This is a genomic window from Muricomes intestini, assembly GCF_004346165.1.
Taxonomy (GTDB): Bacteria; Bacillota; Clostridia; order Lachnospirales; family Lachnospiraceae; genus Muricomes; species Muricomes intestini.
The window spans coordinates 1-17243 of sequence record NZ_SLZZ01000033.1; the positions used below are offsets into that span (position 1 = coordinate 1).

Genomic DNA, 17243 nt, shown 5'->3' on the forward strand with positions numbered 1-17243 from the left:
GTTGTGTTCATGATTATTATATTACCTCCTTCATAAACACATTATATCGCATTTGAGTATATTTGTATATATTTTTAATTACTTAAAATCTCTCCCTCTTCTAAAAACTCCTGCATTAGTTTAATGACACGAGAATAAGCCAAATCTCTATCCATAAGATCAAAAGTGCAAGCCCGCTCACCATCCAATTGTATTGAATATCCGTAAAAAATGTTCTGGAATGTGTAAGGCAATATTTTATTTTCTTTCTGCCGCTAAGAAAAACAATGACTGTTTGTAACAACGGACAGAGAAATATATCGAGTTTACTGGAAAAACCGTCCGCAACACCTCCTGTAAAATGTGTTGGAATGATGTCAGGGAGAAAGAACATAGCTATAATTGCTGACAAACACCCAAGCCCGCAAATAATCCATGACAACTTTCTGCTGTTTATTAATCCCATTTATTTTAAGCCTTCTTTCTGCAAATCCAGAATTTGATATATCTATTTTATCACTTTTATTTGAAAAATCCAGCAATTTTACTCCACTCTAAAACAAAATAAGCATATCCTACAGAGTTCCGCAAAGGACGCTCTGGTAGATATGCTTGTTTTTTCTTTAGACGGCCTATTTTGGGGCGCAAAATCCCCTTTTTCCATAAACCTGGACGCACACTGTTCTTTAAGCTGTTTTCTGCTCGGCTTTTTCTGAACTGCGGTAATTGAACCGCCGGAAGTTTTCGTTTTCCTTGATGTCTCCAAAGTGACCTTCGGTCTGGATGGAGCGGATTTGACGCTTCAGGATTCCTTTCTCACTCTGTATATTGGCAAGACCTTCTCTTTTTAACCGGCGGAGGAACTGATAATTCAGTTCGTCCAAAACTTCCCCGGTGAGTTTTTTACTCTTAAAATCATAAAACGCATCCCGCTTCGGCTTCTGGCCTTTGGTCAGCCAGATAAAAGCTAGGTCTCTTTCGCATAATTCAACAATACGGTCAACAGCACGAACTCCCCGCATATTTGCATAAGTAACAACAGCATACAGCATGATTGAATTATACCCGGTTCTTCCCTTATCTGAACAACAGGCAAGTAAGCCTGAAAAATCTAATTCTCCATCACTTTTTTCAGGGAATAGACTGGATCGTCATCGGGTAAATGCAATTCGAAGAAACTGAAGTTAATTTTCTGTTGCCCTAATTCAAAAAAGTCGTTATAATAGTCTTGTTTGATCATAGTTGCATTATAAAAGATGTAGGGGGCAAAAGGTATTTTGCCCCTACATCTTTTTTTCTTTTTCAGGATAAAGTTGAGAGGGAGGGTGTGACCGGCATCGGTCACACCCTCCCTGTTTGAGATTATCTATTTCCCGACAACCCCTTTTCTATATTTTTAAGTGATCCATTTTTATTTCACAGGATTTCTCCTCACTTATTTCTGGACAATATTGATAATCCGTCCCGGTACATAAATTTCTTTTACAATTGTTCCTGTCAGTTTACCGGCCACTGCATCTTTTCCGGCGGCAATGGCCGCATCTTTATCTATGTCAGCAGCAATTGTTATTATACTCTTTGTCTTTCCGTTAATCTGGACTGCAACTTCGATCTCGTCATCCTTCATCTGTGATTCATCATATGTGGGCCATTTTGCTTTAAATATTGTTTCTGTATGTCCCAGCTGTTCCCACATTTCTTCTGCAAAATGCGGCGCAAGCGGGGAAAGAAGCACTGCGATTGTCTCCAGTGTCTCTTTGTCGACGCCGCCCTCTTTCTTAGCGATTTCAATGAATTTATTGTTGTATTCCATGAAACCAGAAATCACCGTATTTAGACTGAAGCTCTCCAGACGTGTTGTAATGTCGCAAATCAGTCTGTTGCGCTGTTTTATCATTTCTTTTGTGGCCTTAACCTCATGCTCCTTACTGTCCATAAGTAGATTCCAGAGACGTTTCAGGAAACGGTTTACCCCGTCAATTCCACGGTCATCCCATTCTGCATCCAGCTCCGGCGGGCCCACAAACAGCTCATACATTCTCAGAGAATCACAGCCGTAGTCTCTCACCAGATCATCCGGAGACACAACATTTCCCTTTGATTTGCTCATCTTAATACCGTTTTTTCCGGTAATCATTCCCTGATTAAACAGCTTCTGGAACGGCTCGTCAAAATCTATCACTCCGATGTCATACAAAAACTTGGTATAGAAACGGGAATACAGCAGGTGCAATACTGCATGTTCTACCCCGCCGATATACATATCAACCGGAAGCATTTCATCTGCTTTTTCTCTGGACACCAGCTCTTTGTCATTGTGATTATCCACGTAGCGCAGAAAATACCAGGAAGAGCCTGCCCATTGAGGCATAGTATTCGTCTCACGTTTTGCAGGCTTCCCGCAGACGGGGCACTTACAGTTTACCCAGTCCTCAATGCCTGCAAGTGGTGACTCACCGGTTCCTGTCGGCTCATAGGATTCCACATCCGGCAGACGAAGAGGCAGCTCCTCCTCGGGCACCGGAACTGCACCGCAGTCAGGGCAGTGCACAATTGGAATCGGCTCACCCCAATAGCGCTGACGGGAGAATACCCAGTCACGCAATTTAAAGTTTACAGTCGCATGTCCAAAGCCTCTTTCCTCAATAATGTGGGGTGCTTCTTTTTTCAGCACCGCAGACTCCATGCCATTCCACTCTCCTGAGTTAATCATGGTTCCCGCAGCCTCTGTATAAGCTTCTGTCATATTTTCAATTTCTTTTCCATCTTTTGCGATTACCTGAAGAATCGGGATATCAAATTTCTTTGCAAATTCAAAATCACGATCGTCATGGGCAGGAACACACATAATTGCACCTGTACCATAATCAGCCAGTACATAGTCGGAAAGCCAGATCGGCGTCTTTGCTCCGCTTAACGGGTTGATTGCATAACTTCCGGTGAATACACCTGTTTTTTCCTTATCCTGCATACGGTCTACATTAGATTTCATAGAGGAGTCATAAATGTATTTTTCTACTGCCTCTTTCGTCTCCGTTGTGGCAAGCCCTGCTGCCAATGCATGTTCAGGTGCCAGTACCATGAATGTAGCACCATATAAGGTATCCGGTCTTGTGGTATAAACTGTAATCTTCTCTTTTCTGCTTTCAATCGGGAAATCAACCTCTGCACCGTAGGATTTTCCAATCCAGTCAGCCTGCATTTTCTTAACTTTTTCCGGCCAGTCCAATTTATCCAGATCATCCAGCAGACGGTCCGCATATTTTGTAATCCTAAGCATCCACTGACGCAGATTCTTCTTTGTCACATCTGTGCCGCAGCGCTCACATTTACCATTTACCACTTCTTCATTGGCCAGGCCGGTCTTACAGGACGGGCACCAGTTAATGGGAAATTCCTTCTCATAGGCAAGGCCTTCTTTAAACATTTTCACAAAAATCCACTGTGTCCACTTATAAAAATCCGGATCCGTTGTATTGACTTCCATGTCCCAGTCATAAAGAGCGGCAATCTCATTGATCTGGCGCTTAATATTTGCTACATTCTCTGCCGTAGATTTCGCGGGATGTACACCCATCTTAATGGCATAATTTTCTGCCGGAAGGCCAAAGGCATCCCACCCCATCGGATGCACAATATAATATCCCTGAAGCAGCTTATAGCGGCTCCATACATCAGAGATTACATAGCCCCTCCAGTGACCTACATGAAGGCCATTTCCTGACGGATAGGGGAACATATCCAGACAGTAATATTTCGGTTTCTTATTGCCGTTGTCATCAACCTGCGGGTTTACCGGGCTCTCCGCCCATTTTTCCCGCCATTTCTTTTCAATTGCCTTATGATTATAAACAATCTTAGACATCACATAATCCTCCTACTTATATTTCTTGGTAAGGTTCTTTCGAACCTAGAAATAAAGTACAACCTGCCGGCTTAGTGGGATTTCTTCGAACTTAGCAGCATGGTTGTTACCTTCAAAAAGCCTTCTCATCTCATCTAAGAGACGAAAAGGCTTTATTTTCCGTGGTACCACTCTCATTCATCCGGCATCGCCGAATGCACTCGTTGCTTCTGTAACGGGAAGACCCGCCTTTACCTACTGCCATTTCAATAAAAGAACTCCGAGGCCAGTTGGGAGTTTACGTTTCTGCCTTGCACCCTCCGGCAGCTCTCTGAAAACGATAGACTCTTAATATTCCTCATCCCTGTTTCTGCAATATTCTTACTCATTATAAGAATATTGTTAAAATAAGTCAAGGGATTTATTGAAAAAGGGGTCTGACCCTTTTGCGCTCCGAAGTCAGAATATTCTGAAAATGGGCTGCAAAAGGGTCAGACCCCTTTTTATTATCCCAAGGCTATGTCCAGTATCATCATCAAGGTGAATCCTATAGCTACACCGATTGTACTGATATTGGTATGTGGTTCTGCCTGTGCTTCTGGTATCAGTTCTTCCACCACAACATATATCATTGCACCGGCTGCAAATGACAGCAGATATGGAAGAATGGGAACTACCAGGCTGGTAAGCAGTATCGTGATGACTGCCGCTATAGGCTCTACAATGCCGGAAAGTGTCCCATATATGAAAGCGCGGCTCTTTGACATACCGCCATCACTGCGAAGAGGCATAGATATGATTGCCCCCTCAGGGAAGTTCTGTATTGCAATACCCATAGATAGGGCAAAGGCTCCTGCAAGGGATATGGCAGAATTTCCTGTTGCCACACCGGCAAATGTCACCCCTACCGCCATACCTTCCGGTATGTTATGTAAGGTCACGGCCAGCACAAGCATAGTAGTTTTTTTCAAATGTGTCTTTACCCCTTCCTCGTTGCCTGTAAGGTGCATATGAGGAGTTACAGTATCCAGTAGCAATAGAAAAGCCATTCCAAACAAAAAGCCCACCGCCGCTGGGGCCCATGCAATGCCTCCTTTTTCCTGCGACATATCAATAGCCGGCAGTAGCAGAGACCAGACAGACGCCGCTATCATGACCCCAGATGCAAATCCAAGCAGTGCCTTTTGCAGATTTGTATTCATCTCCTTCCGCATAAAGAATACCATCGCCGAACCCAGCGTCGTCCCGACAAAAGGAATAAGTATGCCCAGAAATATGTTTTGATTCATGTTCTTTCCCCCGTTTATCTTATAATCGCATAATATGATGCGGAGCAATCCGCAGGTATCATGGGGCAAAAAGCCTTTTGCCCCTAACATCATCATACGAATCTATCTTATGCATGAAGCAACGGGTTTGTCAATGGATTTTAGCAATTTCCTGGATACTCTTTCCTGTCAGGAACTCATTGACTGCCAAAATCTTTGCTTGGTCATATTGTCTGAAAAGCATTTTTGCAGCCACAGGGTTTGAATAAACTTTCCAGTATCCCAGCAGTAAATACTCTCTTCCTTGATTTACTATAAACCCTTTCACATCCTCCACCGGATATCCCAGAAATGCACCAATTTCATGGGGAAATCCCATTCCTGTCACAGCCAGCCAGGAAATTCTATAACAAAGCCTGTTAATCATTCTTTCCAACTCCGTAGCTTCATAGCCAAATTCTCGGATAAATTTTCTGACCTCTGCTCTATGCAAATACTCAACCAATTCCTCTTCCCGATAAAACAGTACAAAGCATCTGCCTCTATCCTCGGACAATTTCCGGTATAAAATCCTGGTTTCCCTGAAAATATGCTTCAGTTCACAAAATAATTCACTATCCATTGTGATACCGCAGGAAACCTTCAGGCCCTTAAGAAGGGGAGCGCATTGCAGCACAATCTGGAATCTCAATTTCAGCTTTATATTTACATGTTTCAAAAAATATGACAATACTTCTGCAGGCATATCAGCTCCTTTTTATTTTATTCTTTTTTTAGTTGTTCCCATGCCCGTTTTAGTGCTATAATGAACTTAAATCAATTGAGCATTGTGGTGGCTCAAAATACATACATAAAGGAGAGATTCGCCATGGTAAATTTAATAACAGGGCCGAGAGGCAGCGGAAAAACAAAGCAAATCATCGAACTTGCAAATGAGAAGGTGAAGACGTCCAATGGATACGTAGTGTTAATTAAAAAGAGTCATCGTGATACTTCCAGTGTGGATTTCAATGTGCGTGCTATCTGCATGGCAGACTACGCAGATATCAAGACTCAGGAAGCGTTCATTGGCTTTATATATGGAATGGTTGCCAGCAACCACGACATCGAAACGATTCTCATTGATGGAGTATTAAAACAGGCAGACATCTCATTGGACACCTTGCCCACTTTCTTGGGTGAATTAAATAAACTTTCCAAGAAGAATAACCTCGAGTCCTATGTCAGCATCAGCGCTGAGAAAAAAGATATACCCAATATAGATTCCCCGGATTACAATGTCCTGAGCTGATTATTTTAAATGGGTGTATCAAAAAGTTCTCAACCTCCCGATACACCCATTTATTTTCTCCCTTTTCTTGTTTTTAATTCCCTTAAATCTTATCTCTTTTCTGTCAAAGTAATTGATCTCACTGTATTGGTTTTCTCCCCTTCCTTATATTCTACTGTTACCTCCTGACCGTCTTCATATCTGATAACATCGATGAATTCTACCACCGGAACATCAAATATATCATCCGAGTCTTCCAGCATGATATAATAATGTGAATTGCCTTCTACAACACCCTGGGCTATTTTCACAATTTTTCCTGTCATGGTTTTCACCTCACGGGTATCTTCTTCAACTTTTTTGATTCCATTTTCATACATCAGATCCCCATAACTTTCCTTGCAGGCACCAACTGTATCTCCTATGGCCACTATCTGATATTTCTGCACGTTCACCATTGCATATTTCTTTACAAGCCCTGCATCATCCTTCAATGCCATAAAATAAGTCGGTTCCCCGGAGATATTCAGGAGCAGAGGAAATGTAGCCTTATATTTCAGATGCTGTACCTGTCCCTCAGCAGAAGACATCGCCGATTTTTCAGTGGCACCCTCCACTTCATAATATTTAGTTTCCATCGTACGCTGATTTATAAGTACAAATCCCACATTAGACTGGTCTCCGCTGACAGAGGTTACACCTGTATATACCCATACATCATCGTCTTTCACAAGATAGTTATATCCGCTGGTTGTCTCAAGACAATCTTTTTGTCCCAGAACACTGTTAAAATAGCCGTGTTTCAAGGTTCCGTAATAATCATATAACTCAACAAGCAAATCCGCAGAGTATGCCCTGTCTATCCACTGTGGTACGTCCTCTATCTTATAATCTGTCGTTTCTCCTGTAACTGCATTGCAGAGCACAACATGCCCTACTGTAGCCCCTCCAAAAAGGCCAATATTAAACTTCTTCACCGGGCAAATCCAGTACGGCACACCGTCATCATCAATCTCAAAACTGAGTTCATTAAAAATATAAGTGGGGTACCTAAACCTCAGATGACGGTAAATATTTCTGTTGAAGTGATCACTCGCGGTGTATTTCATGCCTTCATCTAACTTAACAAGTTCCGTATCCTGTGTTGCCATGTCTATTTTAATATATGCCGGTATTCCTTCTCTCTGATTTGTCAGCCATTTAATCAGATTCGCATAGCGAAGCGGGGATACTCTGACAGGCCGGTTCTGATAATTAATCTGACTGTATAATTCATCCACCTCAAATTGAGAAACCATATCAACCATGCTTCCCATCTCACGATTTCCGAGTATCTCAGCAGAAGCCTTATCCAGAAGTGGTATCTGGTCAAAAGACATTTCCTGAATATCCTGCGTAAACTCTCCGTCTTCTACTGTCAGAAGTTTTTGATATTTCTTTGCATTTACGATGGGTGAAGATAACAGAGTTCCTGCCAGGTAAAATACGACCAACAGAATCAACACTCCTAAGATTGCCTTGATTCCCTTATCCTCTTTCAAGCCCTGCAGATTCATTCGCTTTCTTCTAACATAAATTAACGCTGCCGCTATAAGCAGTACAAATAAAAATACCCAAAGATCTGCAGAATGAATATTGAGTGCCGGCAGGGCAGCATAATAATAGATTACGGCAATGACTAAAACCCCAATAATCGCCGCCAGTTTCATTTTACTCTTTTTCATACTCCCTTTTCCTTTTTCTTTTTAGTTTATTGTCGGTTTTCATTTTCACTAGAATCTTCTGCGCCATACCTCAGGTGATGCTAAAAGCAGATATGGGAATATTTCCAGCCTTCCTAAAAGCATATCAATGCAAAATACAACTTTAGACAGTGGAGAAAATATGTGAAAACTTTCCACCGGTCCTGCTAATTCCAAACCCGGTCCTACATTATTCAACGTGGTAAGTACAGCACTGACTGTCGTAGTCAAGTCATAATCATTGATAGAAACAAGTAAAATAGATACCAGCATTATCATAACATAACAAATAAAGTAAACATATACACCATGCACAGTATCCTTGCTGAGCCTCTTTCCGTTCATCTTCACAACTGTCACGGATTTTGAGTGAAACATCTTCTTCATTTCCTGCTTTATGCTCTTTAACAGTATAACCAGCCGTGATACTTTGATACCGCCTCCCGTGGAGCCTGCACAGGCACCGATTATCATTAGTGCCAGCAGAACCACTTTTGACAGTTGCGGCCATATATCAAAATCAACCGAATAGAATCCAGTGGTTGTAATAATTGTCGTTACCTGGAATGCCGCATAACGAAAAGCACGGATTACATTGCCATATATATTCAATGTATTTATGGTAATGATTGCTATCGCTCCGCCTATTATTCCCAGGTATGCACGCAGCTCTCCGTCCTTTAAAGCTGCCTTCCCGTTCTTCATCCATAGCAGGAAATATAAATTAAAATTCACTCCAAATAGAACCATAAAGACGGAAAGTACTCCTTCAATATATGCACTGTCATAATAGCTGACACTTGCATTTCTGTTTGTAAACCCTCCGGTACCGGCAACACTGAACGAATGTATCAGCGCATCGTAAAGATTCATTCCTCCCAGCAAGAGAAAAAAAATCAAAGCTGCCGTTAATACAAAATACATGGTATATAATATTCTCGCCGTACTTCTCGCTTTAGGAACAAGTTTTCCTACCACCGGCCCGGGTACCTCCGCCCGCATCAGCTGCATAGAATTCTCATCATCCAGAGTGGTCAGCATCATCACAAAGACCAAGACTCCCATTCCTCCAACCCAATGGGTAAATGACCGCCAGAACAGTATTCCCTTCGGCAGCGCTTCAATGTCCGTCAATATTGTGGAGCCCGTAGTTGTAAAACCTGACACTGTCTCAAAAAACGCGTCCAGATAATTAGGTATACTGCTGGAAAGTACAAAAGGGATTGCTCCAAAGAGAGCCCATAGTATCCAGGCCAAGCCCACAATTGCCATGCCTTCTTTTCCGTATATCATCTTGTTTTTAGGCACTTTCTGCCCAAAAACCATAAAAATCAAAAAAAGTACCGCACTGACTATAAGAAATGAAAATCCACTTTTTTCGCCATATATAAGGGATACCGTAGCTGGAATCAAAAGAAGTCCGCCTTCCACCCCCAGCATTTTCCCCAAAATATAAACAATCATTTTATAATTCATCTGCTCACCCCTACAACAATATATCCCGGATATCCTGTATTTGCCTTTCCATTGTTATAACAATCACGCTGTCACCTACCTGAATACTATCATCACCACCCGGTATTATAATCTGACGCTTTCTAGCAATACAGGCTATCAGATTATTTGCTTTCAGAGTCAGTTCCTTTAGAGGAATATTTGTATATTCGGTCTCAGATTTCACAATGAATTCCAGAGCCTCAACCTTCCCCCCTACAAGTTGGTATAAACTTTCAATGTTAGCACTGCTTCTTGAATTTCCCCTTGCACGTACATATCTGAGAATTGCATCTGCTGTCACAGCTTTGACAGAAACAATACTGTCAATCCCAAATTCCTCTACCATCTTTGCCCGCCTGTCCTCATTAACCTTGACTATGACTTTTGGTACTCCCTGGTTCTTTGCAAACAGCGACATAATGATGTTTTCTTCATCCATTCCAGTCAGTGCAACCATCGCATCTGCCTCCTGTATATTTTCTTCCAGGAGCAGGTCATGATCCGAAGCATCTCCGTTAATAATTGTGGCATTAGGAAGAAGCTCACAGAGTTCTTCACATCTGTCCTCTGATCTTTCAATTACTTTTACCTGCATTCCTATTTTACATAACTGATGCCCAAGGTAATAACTGACCCGTCCGCCTCCACAGATTACAACTTTCCTTACCTTACTTTTCTTCTGTTTCAGAAGCTTAAAAAACACTTCGGTATTTGCCTGGGAAACTGCTATGTGCAGGCGGTCTCCTCCGCGAATCACATAATCCCCTCCCGGGATCATGACCTGGTCGCCGCTCTTCACCGCACAGACAAGCATTTTAATCTGGAACCTGGCATATATCTCCAGCAGGGACATTCCCACCAGGCGGCTATCCTCAGTCACCGGAAATTGAACCAAATTCACTCTTCCTTTTACAAAGGTTTCTATTTTGCTTGCTTCCGGAAATAGTAAAAGGCGTCCTATCTCTCCCGCCACAGCCAATTCGGGATTTACCGCCATGCTCAGATGCAGGTCTTCCTTCAAAAGATCAATTTGACGGTAATAAATCGGATTCCGCACCCTGGCAATGGTATGCTTTGCTCCAAGGCTCCTTGCAATCAGACAATCCAACATATTATATTCATCCATGGAAGTGCATGCGATCACAAGCTCCGCATGGGGCACGTCTGCCTCCTTTTGAACCTCTACGCTTCCGCCGTCACCAGTCACACAAATAATATCCAGCTTGTCAATGGCTTCGCGCAGCTTCTTTTCATTACTGTCAATCATGACAATGTCATAATTTTCTGCAGAGAGCTCCTGGGCCAGTTTATAACCAACCTTTCCGTCTCCAATAATGACTATTTTCATTCATCTGTCCTCAACTTTATCCTTTTTGTTTATTGCCACTTTGCTCTGTGGTAAGATAACTATAGCACCTTTATAATGAAACTACAATTACTTTAATCTTATGATACCGGGGTCACAAAGTGCGGAGCAATCCGTAGGTATCAGGGGGCAAAATACCTTTTGACCCCCACATCATCTTATTTAGGACCTGCACTCTATCATGTGTGGTATAGAAGCCTGAGCCTTTTAATAATTGTCTGAAAAACCATAGAACGGCCCGTGTGGGAAATCTGTCAAATTCCTCCACACGGGCCGCCTTTCTTTTATTTCTAATCTTCCGCAGCCCTTGCTGCGATTTCTTTTTCCTGTACCTCTGCAGGTGCCTGCTCGTATCTTGAAAATTCATACGCATAAGTACCCCTGCCGCCGGTCATGGAGCGCAGTACCGTACAGTACCCAAACAGCCCTGTCATCGGAATATCGGCCTCAATTTCCTGCTGGCCCCCTAAAACGGGGTTCATGCCCAGCACACGCCCGCGGCGTTTATTCAGATCACCCATGACATCTCCTGTATATTCGTCCGGAACAGTCACTTTGAGAGATGCAATCGGCTCCAGAAGAACAGGGCCAGCCTCCATAAAGCCTTTTTTAAAAGCTTGAATGGTGGCGGTCTTAAATGCCATCTCAGAGGAATCAACCGGATGGTAGGAGCCATCGTAAAGAATCGCCTTCACCCCTACAACCGGGTAGCCTGCAAGCGGCCCTTTGACTACAGAATCCTGCAGACCCTTTTCAACTGCCGGGAAGTAATTCTTAGGCACCGCGCCTCCGACAACCTCTTCCTCAAATACATAAGGAGTCTCCAGATCACCGGAAGGCTCAAATCTCATCTTGACGTGACCATACTGACCATGTCCCCCGGACTGTTTCTTATACTTTGTATCTACGTCAGACTTCTTTCGGATGGTCTCTCTAAATGCCACTTTCGGCATCTCCAAATTGATCTCGACTTTATACCTTGCCGCAAGCTTACTTGCCATAACCTCCAGATGCTGATCCCCCATGCCATAAAGTAAAGACTGTCGGTTTTCACTGTCATTCACCGCTTTCAAAGTCACATCCTCTGCCATCATACGGGCAAGAGCCTGGGACACTTTGTCCTCGTCCCCTTTTGTCTTTACTATGTATTTCATGTATGTATAGGGAACTGAATATTCTGTCCTTGCGTAAGAAACAGGTGTCCCTTTAGAAGACAATGTATCTCCGGTCCTGGTGTTGGACAGCTTAGCCATGGCGCCAATATCTCCCGCAAACAATTCTTCCACCTCGGTTGGCTTATTGCCGCACATTGTGAAAAGCTTGCCTGGCTTTTCCTCCGCATCGGTATCCGCATTATAAAGGACATCGTCACCCTTGAGCACACCGGAACATACCTTAACAAATGAATATTTGCCGATAAACGGATCAACCATCGTCTTAAATACATATGCAGTCTTTGCCTTGGAAAAATCAAAATCCGCTTCAAATATTTTGTTCGTAGCTCTGTTGAGTCCTGCACATTTTCTCTTATCCGGGCTTGGGAAAAACCTGACAATGTCCGACAACAGATTTGCCACGCCCTGAGCCTGAGGATTCGCCCCCATTGCCACCGGAACAATATCTCCCTCCATAACTTCGGTGCGCATTGCAGAGCGGATTTCTTCAACAGAAAACTCTTCCCCTGCAAAATATCTCTCCATAAGGTCTTCACTGGTCTCCGCAACAGCCTCCATCAATGAATCTCTCAAAATCTGAAGATTCGGCAGGCAATAATCAGGAATTTCACACTCTTCCCTCTGTCCTATTCCGGTATACCTTCTTCCTGCATTCTTAATTACATTGATATAGCCGACCAGCTTCTCATTCTCACGGATAGGCTGAAAATGGGGTGCAATTTTCTTCCCATATCTCTCTGTTAAATCCTCGACAACCTGCCTGAAACTGGCATCATCCACATCCATCTCCGTTACATAAATCATGCGTGGAAGGTCATACTTTTCACAGATCTCCCAGGCCTTCTCCGTACCGACCTGAACCCCCGCTTTCCCTGACACTACAATTACTGCCGCATCGGCGGCACTGACCGCCTCCTCCACCTCTCCGACAAAGTCGAAATATCCCGGAGTATCCAGAATGTTGATTTTTGCTTTTTCCCACTCAATAGGAATTAAAGTTGTTCCGATAGAGAAACCACGCTTTTGCTCTTCTTTATCAAAATCACTGACCGTATTAGAATCAGAAACTTTTCCCATACGGTTTGTTGTCCCTGATACATACAACATTGCCTCTGCAAGGCTTGTCTTACCGCATCCTCCATGACCAAGCAATACTACGTTTCTAATCTCGTCTGTCCTGTAAACCTTCATGCTGCTGCCTCCTTGTATGTCGTTTATTATGTACACCTTCTGGACTATACTGTTTGTGCACACGCGTTATGTGTATATTGTACTAAAAAAAAATCCTGTTTACAACTCCTTTATCAATTTTTAACAATTTTTTATTACAGTTCAGCCATGCGAATTTTCGACAGTGTAGGCAGAAGAAAGCTTGCTTTCGTATGCATATACGGCCGAAAATTCATGTGGCGCTCTGCCACAGCGAGATGAAGCGCAGTGGAATCGAGCTGATGGATGAACTGTTACATTTTTTATTACAGTTCAACCATGCGAATTTTCGACAGTGTAGGCAGAAGAAAGCTTGCTTTCGTATGCATATGCTGCCGAAAATTCATGTGGCGCTCTGCCACAGCGAGATGAAGCGCAGCACATGTCCTTGGTTAGCAACCGTAGTGTGGTTGTTTAACAAGGACGGTACCCTTGGGGTGGAATCGAGCTGATGGATGAACTATAACTTATTTTATTCCGTCCAAGGTTCTTGCTTTTAGAGCAATCTTCGCTTATAATAATCTTATAGACTGAACCAGGTTCTAGAATACGTACTAATTGTTAATTAAAAGACAATTTGAAGGTTCAGGGAGGTTAAAACAATCAAAGGAGGTTTTTTTAAATGGAATTGAAAGCAAATGTTAATTTCGACCGGTTTGAGGCTGCATTACAGGTTGTTGATGCTCATACCGTCGGAGAGTTCTGCCGTGTAGTAATCGGCGGGGCTCCGGAGCCGCAAGGCACCACAATGATTGAGAAGAAAAACTGGATGATTAAAAACTACGACCACATCCGTACCGCCCTTATGTTCGAGCCAAGGGGGCACCATGATATGTTCGGTGCATTCCTCTGCGAGCCTGTCAACAAAGAAGCTGATTTTGGGGTAATCTTCATGGATACAGGCGGATACCTGAATATGTGCGGGCACTGTACAATCGGAAGTGTAACAGTTATCTTAGAAGCGGGACTTATGGAAGCCAAAGAAGGTATCAACCATGTAGTTCTGGAAGCTCCGGCCGGATTAATCCACACGGATGCAACCGTAAAAGACGGCAAGGTAGAATCAGTAACGTTGACAAACGTACCTGCTTTTGTTTACAAAGAGAATCTTTCTGTAACAATTGATGGGAAAGAAATTCCTTTTACTATTTCATTCGGCGGAAGCTTCTTTGCCCTAGTTGACACAACAAAAATCGGAATGTCAGATATTAGTCCAAAAACAATTCCTGAATTCCAGAAGCTGGGAATGAAAATGCTTGATGTAATTAACCGGGAAATCCCCATCCAGCATCCCCTGCTTGACATTACAAGCGTTGACCTGGTGGAATTCTACGGTCCTACACCGAATCCTGACAAGGCAAATATGCGAAATGTAGTCATTTTCGGCGATGCCATGGCAGATCGTTCCCCCTGTGGAACAGGTACGAGTGCAAAACTTGCTACATTACATCACTGGGGAGAAATCGGCGTGGGCGAAGAGTTCATCTATGAAAGCTTTATCGGAACCCGGTTCAAAGGTGTAATCAAAGAGACAACAAAGGTTGGCGATTACGATGCTGTTATTCCAATGATCACCGGAAGCGCCTATTTAACCGGCGTAGCTACATACCTGATTGATCCTACAGATCCATTAAAATACGGTTTTGAAGTGGGCTAACAAGAACCTTTTAGGGGATTGTGCAAAATGAGGAAATCCATTTTGCACAATCCCTTTTTAGGTTCAGCTGCAGTGCTCCTAATTTTCTTCCAAAGAACGTTTCTTCGTAATCGTCACCTTCTCATCATAACAGCTGAATATTTCATCTACTTTTTGTTTAGACTGCTTTGGCGTTACCAGGCTCACAACCGGCACCACAACCAGCCCTGCGATCATGGCAGCTGCCCCTGCATTAATGGGTGAAGCAATATATCCAATGAACAGGTTTGATACCGTAATGCCTACTCCCACAATAAAGCTGGCCCACACAGCAGCCCGTGTAACCCGTTTCCAATACAGTCCATATAAAAACGGTGCCAGAAATGCTCCCGCCAGGGCTCCCCATGAAATCCCCATCAACTGTGCAATAAATGTAGGCGGGTCAAGAGCCATCACAACAGACACAACAATAAAAAATATAATAAACAACTGCATAGTCACAATCTGCTTCTTCTCGCTCATATTTTTTATAATATTATCTTTTAATAAATCCAGGGTCATGGTGGAACTGGAAGTCAAAACCAGTGCCGACAATGTAGACATTGAAGCAGAAAGCACCAGTACTACCACAATACCAATCAGCAAATCCGAAAGTGTAGAAAGCATATAAGGGATGATACTGTCATAAATCACCGCTCCTGTACCCGTATTGTATAATTCCGGATTGTCAAAAAGTCTTCCGAAGCCTCCAAGGAAATAGCACCCTCCTGATATTACAATTGCAAAAAGTGTAGAAATAACCGCCCCCGTATTGATAGATTTCTCATCTTTAATGGCGTAAAACTTTCCAACCATCTGCGGCAGCCCCCAGGTTCCCAGCGAGGTAAGGATTACCACCCCAAGAAGATTCACCGGATCCGGCCCCAAAAATGAGGTAAACGCACCGGGCTGCCCTAAAGACACAGGAATATCACTCGGGATCTGTGCCAGTTTCTGCACTGCATCCAAAAACCCCCCTTGCCCGCTCAGTACGGATACAATCACCGCCACGATTCCAATCAGCATAATAATTCCCTGAATAAAATCATTAATCGCTGTCGCCATGTACCCTCCCAGAATTACATACACCGCCGTAAATACAGCCATTGTGATGACACAATATTCATAAGGGATTCCAAATGCCATGCCGAACAACCTGGACAATCCATTATATACAGATGCAGTGTAGGGTATCAGAAAAACAAATACAATCACAGATGCTGCAATTTTCAGGGCATTACTGCCATAGCGCTCTCCAAAAAAATCGGGCATTGTCCTAGATTTTAAATGCTGGGTCATAACCTTCGTCCTTCTGCCCAGTACCACCCAGGCCAGAAGACTTCCAATCAAAGCGTTGCCAATCCCAATCCATGTGGAGGCTATTCCATATTTCCATCCGAATTGCCCTGCATACCCCACGAATACCACTGCCGAAAAATATGAGGTTCCGTAGGCAAATGCAGTCAGCCAGGGTCCCACAGAGCGCCCTCCAAGTACAAATCCATCCACGCTTCTTGCATGTCTCCTGGCGTAAATTCCTACACCTACCATTATGGAAAAAAATAAAATTAGTAAAGTCAGTTTAGTCCCCATCTCTCTTCCTCATTTCTCTATGTTCGCTTATCCGCTTTAAAGTGTAACGCTTTAAAGTACTAAACTCAATGAATTCATACTACCATAATGCCCGCTTTACTGTCAACAAGTAAAGCGGGCATTGTAGCAAAATCCTCTTTTTATTTCATCTTTTCTACTCTGTCATGTATCGTCTTATTAAAATTCTCAATTTGCCGGCTGTATGTGTCATTCATATATATAGAATTCAGCATAAAGTCTGCAGTTGCCAGGTTATTTGCAATAGGAATATCATATACAACTGCAATCCGAAGCAGAGCCTTCACATCTGGATCGTGGGGCTGTGCCTCCAACGGATCCCAGAGAAAAATCATAAAATCTACTTGTCCTTCTACAATCTTTGCCCCAATCTGCTGGTCTCCTCCAAGAGGCCCGCTGCAGTATCCCTTTACCGGAAGTCCTGTCCTTTCAGAAATCAGCCTGGCCGTTGTTCCTGTCCCACATAGAAAGTGTCCTTTTAATATATCTTTATTTCTGTCACACCAGTCTACAATCTCCTTCTTCTTGCCGTCATGAGCTACCAGTGCGATATGTTTCGCTTTTCCAATTTCAACCGCTACATAATCGTCTTCTAACATCGTATTAC

The 17243-nt window shown here is 43.1% G+C and carries 14 protein-coding genes, 1 pseudogene and 1 other annotated feature; of the genes and pseudogenes, 3 read left to right on the forward strand and 12 right to left on the reverse strand.

The window, feature by feature from the left end; translation table 11 throughout:
- Positions 1 to 115: 115 nt before the first annotated feature.
- From EDD59_RS15605 to EDD59_RS15625, 6 genes and pseudogenes are all read right to left on the reverse strand, one after another.
- Positions 116 to 445 (reverse strand): DUF1648 domain-containing protein, encoded by a 330-nt coding sequence (locus tag EDD59_RS15605; protein ID WP_132383564.1) that lies wholly within the window; start codon positions 443 to 445, stop codon positions 116 to 118.
- A 220-nt stretch (positions 446 to 665) separates the two neighbouring features.
- A complete protein-coding gene (locus EDD59_RS18205; protein ID WP_243117459.1) occupies positions 666 to 806 on the reverse strand; it encodes a transposase in 141 nt (46 codons plus the stop codon).
- A pseudogene (locus tag EDD59_RS18615) lies at positions 801 to 1219 on the reverse strand (transposase); the annotation flags it as partial. The gene EDD59_RS18205 and the pseudogene EDD59_RS18615, both read right to left, overlap by 6 nt.
- Positions 1220 to 1414: 195 nt before the next feature.
- A complete protein-coding gene (leuS, locus tag EDD59_RS15615; protein WP_408632287.1) occupies positions 1415 to 3844 on the reverse strand; it encodes a leucine--tRNA ligase in 2430 nt (809 codons plus the stop codon).
- A gap of 134 nt (positions 3845 to 3978) precedes the next feature.
- Positions 3979 to 4197, reverse strand: a binding site (T-box leader).
- A gap of 132 nt (positions 4198 to 4329) precedes the next feature.
- On the reverse strand, positions 4330 to 5112 hold the full coding sequence (locus tag EDD59_RS15620; RefSeq protein ID WP_132383614.1) for a ZIP family metal transporter: 783 nt from the start codon (positions 5110 to 5112) through the stop codon (positions 4330 to 4332).
- A gap of 130 nt (positions 5113 to 5242) precedes the next feature.
- On the reverse strand, positions 5243 to 5809 hold the full coding sequence (locus EDD59_RS15625; protein WP_243117458.1) for a DUF3793 family protein: 567 nt from the start codon (positions 5807 to 5809) through the stop codon (positions 5243 to 5245).
- A 150-nt stretch (positions 5810 to 5959) separates the two neighbouring features.
- Here EDD59_RS15625 and EDD59_RS15630 point away from each other — a divergent pair, with 150 nt between their 5' ends.
- The gene (locus tag EDD59_RS15630) at positions 5960 to 6382 is read left to right on the forward strand and encodes an ATP-binding protein (protein WP_132383570.1); all 423 of its coding nucleotides are present in this window, start codon (positions 5960 to 5962) and stop codon (positions 6380 to 6382) included.
- Between the two features lie 89 nt (positions 6383 to 6471).
- Here EDD59_RS15630 and EDD59_RS15635 read toward each other — a convergent pair whose 3' ends face one another.
- The 4 genes from EDD59_RS15635 to EDD59_RS15650 form a co-directional block, all read right to left on the reverse strand.
- Positions 6472 to 8085, reverse strand: a complete 1614-nt coding sequence (locus tag EDD59_RS15635) for a CvpA family protein (protein ID WP_132383572.1) — start codon at positions 8083 to 8085, stop codon at positions 6472 to 6474.
- Positions 8086 to 8133: 48 nt separating this feature from the next.
- Positions 8134 to 9579 carry a TrkH family potassium uptake protein gene (locus tag EDD59_RS15640; RefSeq protein ID WP_132383574.1) on the reverse strand — a complete coding sequence of 482 codons (1446 nt, stop codon included), beginning with the start codon at positions 9577 to 9579 and terminating at the stop codon, positions 8134 to 8136.
- 10 nt (positions 9580 to 9589) lie between these two features.
- Positions 9590 to 10948 carry a Trk system potassium transporter TrkA gene (gene trkA / locus EDD59_RS15645; RefSeq protein ID WP_132383576.1) on the reverse strand — a complete coding sequence of 453 codons (1359 nt, stop codon included), beginning with the start codon at positions 10946 to 10948 and terminating at the stop codon, positions 9590 to 9592.
- Between the two features lie 308 nt (positions 10949 to 11256).
- Entirely contained in the window at positions 11257 to 13332 is a 2076-nt protein-coding gene (locus EDD59_RS15650; RefSeq protein ID WP_132383578.1) for an elongation factor G, read from the reverse strand.
- Between the two features lie 191 nt (positions 13333 to 13523).
- Here EDD59_RS15650 and EDD59_RS17870 point away from each other — a divergent pair, with 191 nt between their 5' ends.
- Both EDD59_RS17870 and EDD59_RS15655 read left to right on the forward strand, forming a co-directional pair.
- Positions 13524 to 13802: a hypothetical protein gene (locus tag EDD59_RS17870; protein WP_165920968.1), complete on the forward strand. Its 279-nt coding sequence runs from the start codon at positions 13524 to 13526 to the stop codon at positions 13800 to 13802.
- A gap of 170 nt (positions 13803 to 13972) precedes the next feature.
- Entirely contained in the window at positions 13973 to 15007 is a 1035-nt protein-coding gene (locus EDD59_RS15655; RefSeq protein WP_132383580.1) for a proline racemase family protein, read from the forward strand.
- Positions 15008 to 15085: 78 nt separating this feature from the next.
- Here the strand turns inward: EDD59_RS15655 and EDD59_RS15660 are convergent, their stop codons facing one another.
- Positions 15086 to 16618, reverse strand: a complete 1533-nt coding sequence (locus EDD59_RS15660) for a sodium:solute symporter family transporter (RefSeq protein WP_132383582.1) — start codon at positions 16616 to 16618, stop codon at positions 15086 to 15088.
- Positions 16619 to 16758: 140 nt separating this feature from the next.
- Positions 16759 to 17235, reverse strand: coding sequence for a methylglyoxal synthase (locus tag EDD59_RS15665; RefSeq protein ID WP_132383584.1), 477 nt, complete (start codon positions 17233 to 17235; stop codon positions 16759 to 16761).
- Positions 17236 to 17243: the final 8 nt, after the last annotated feature.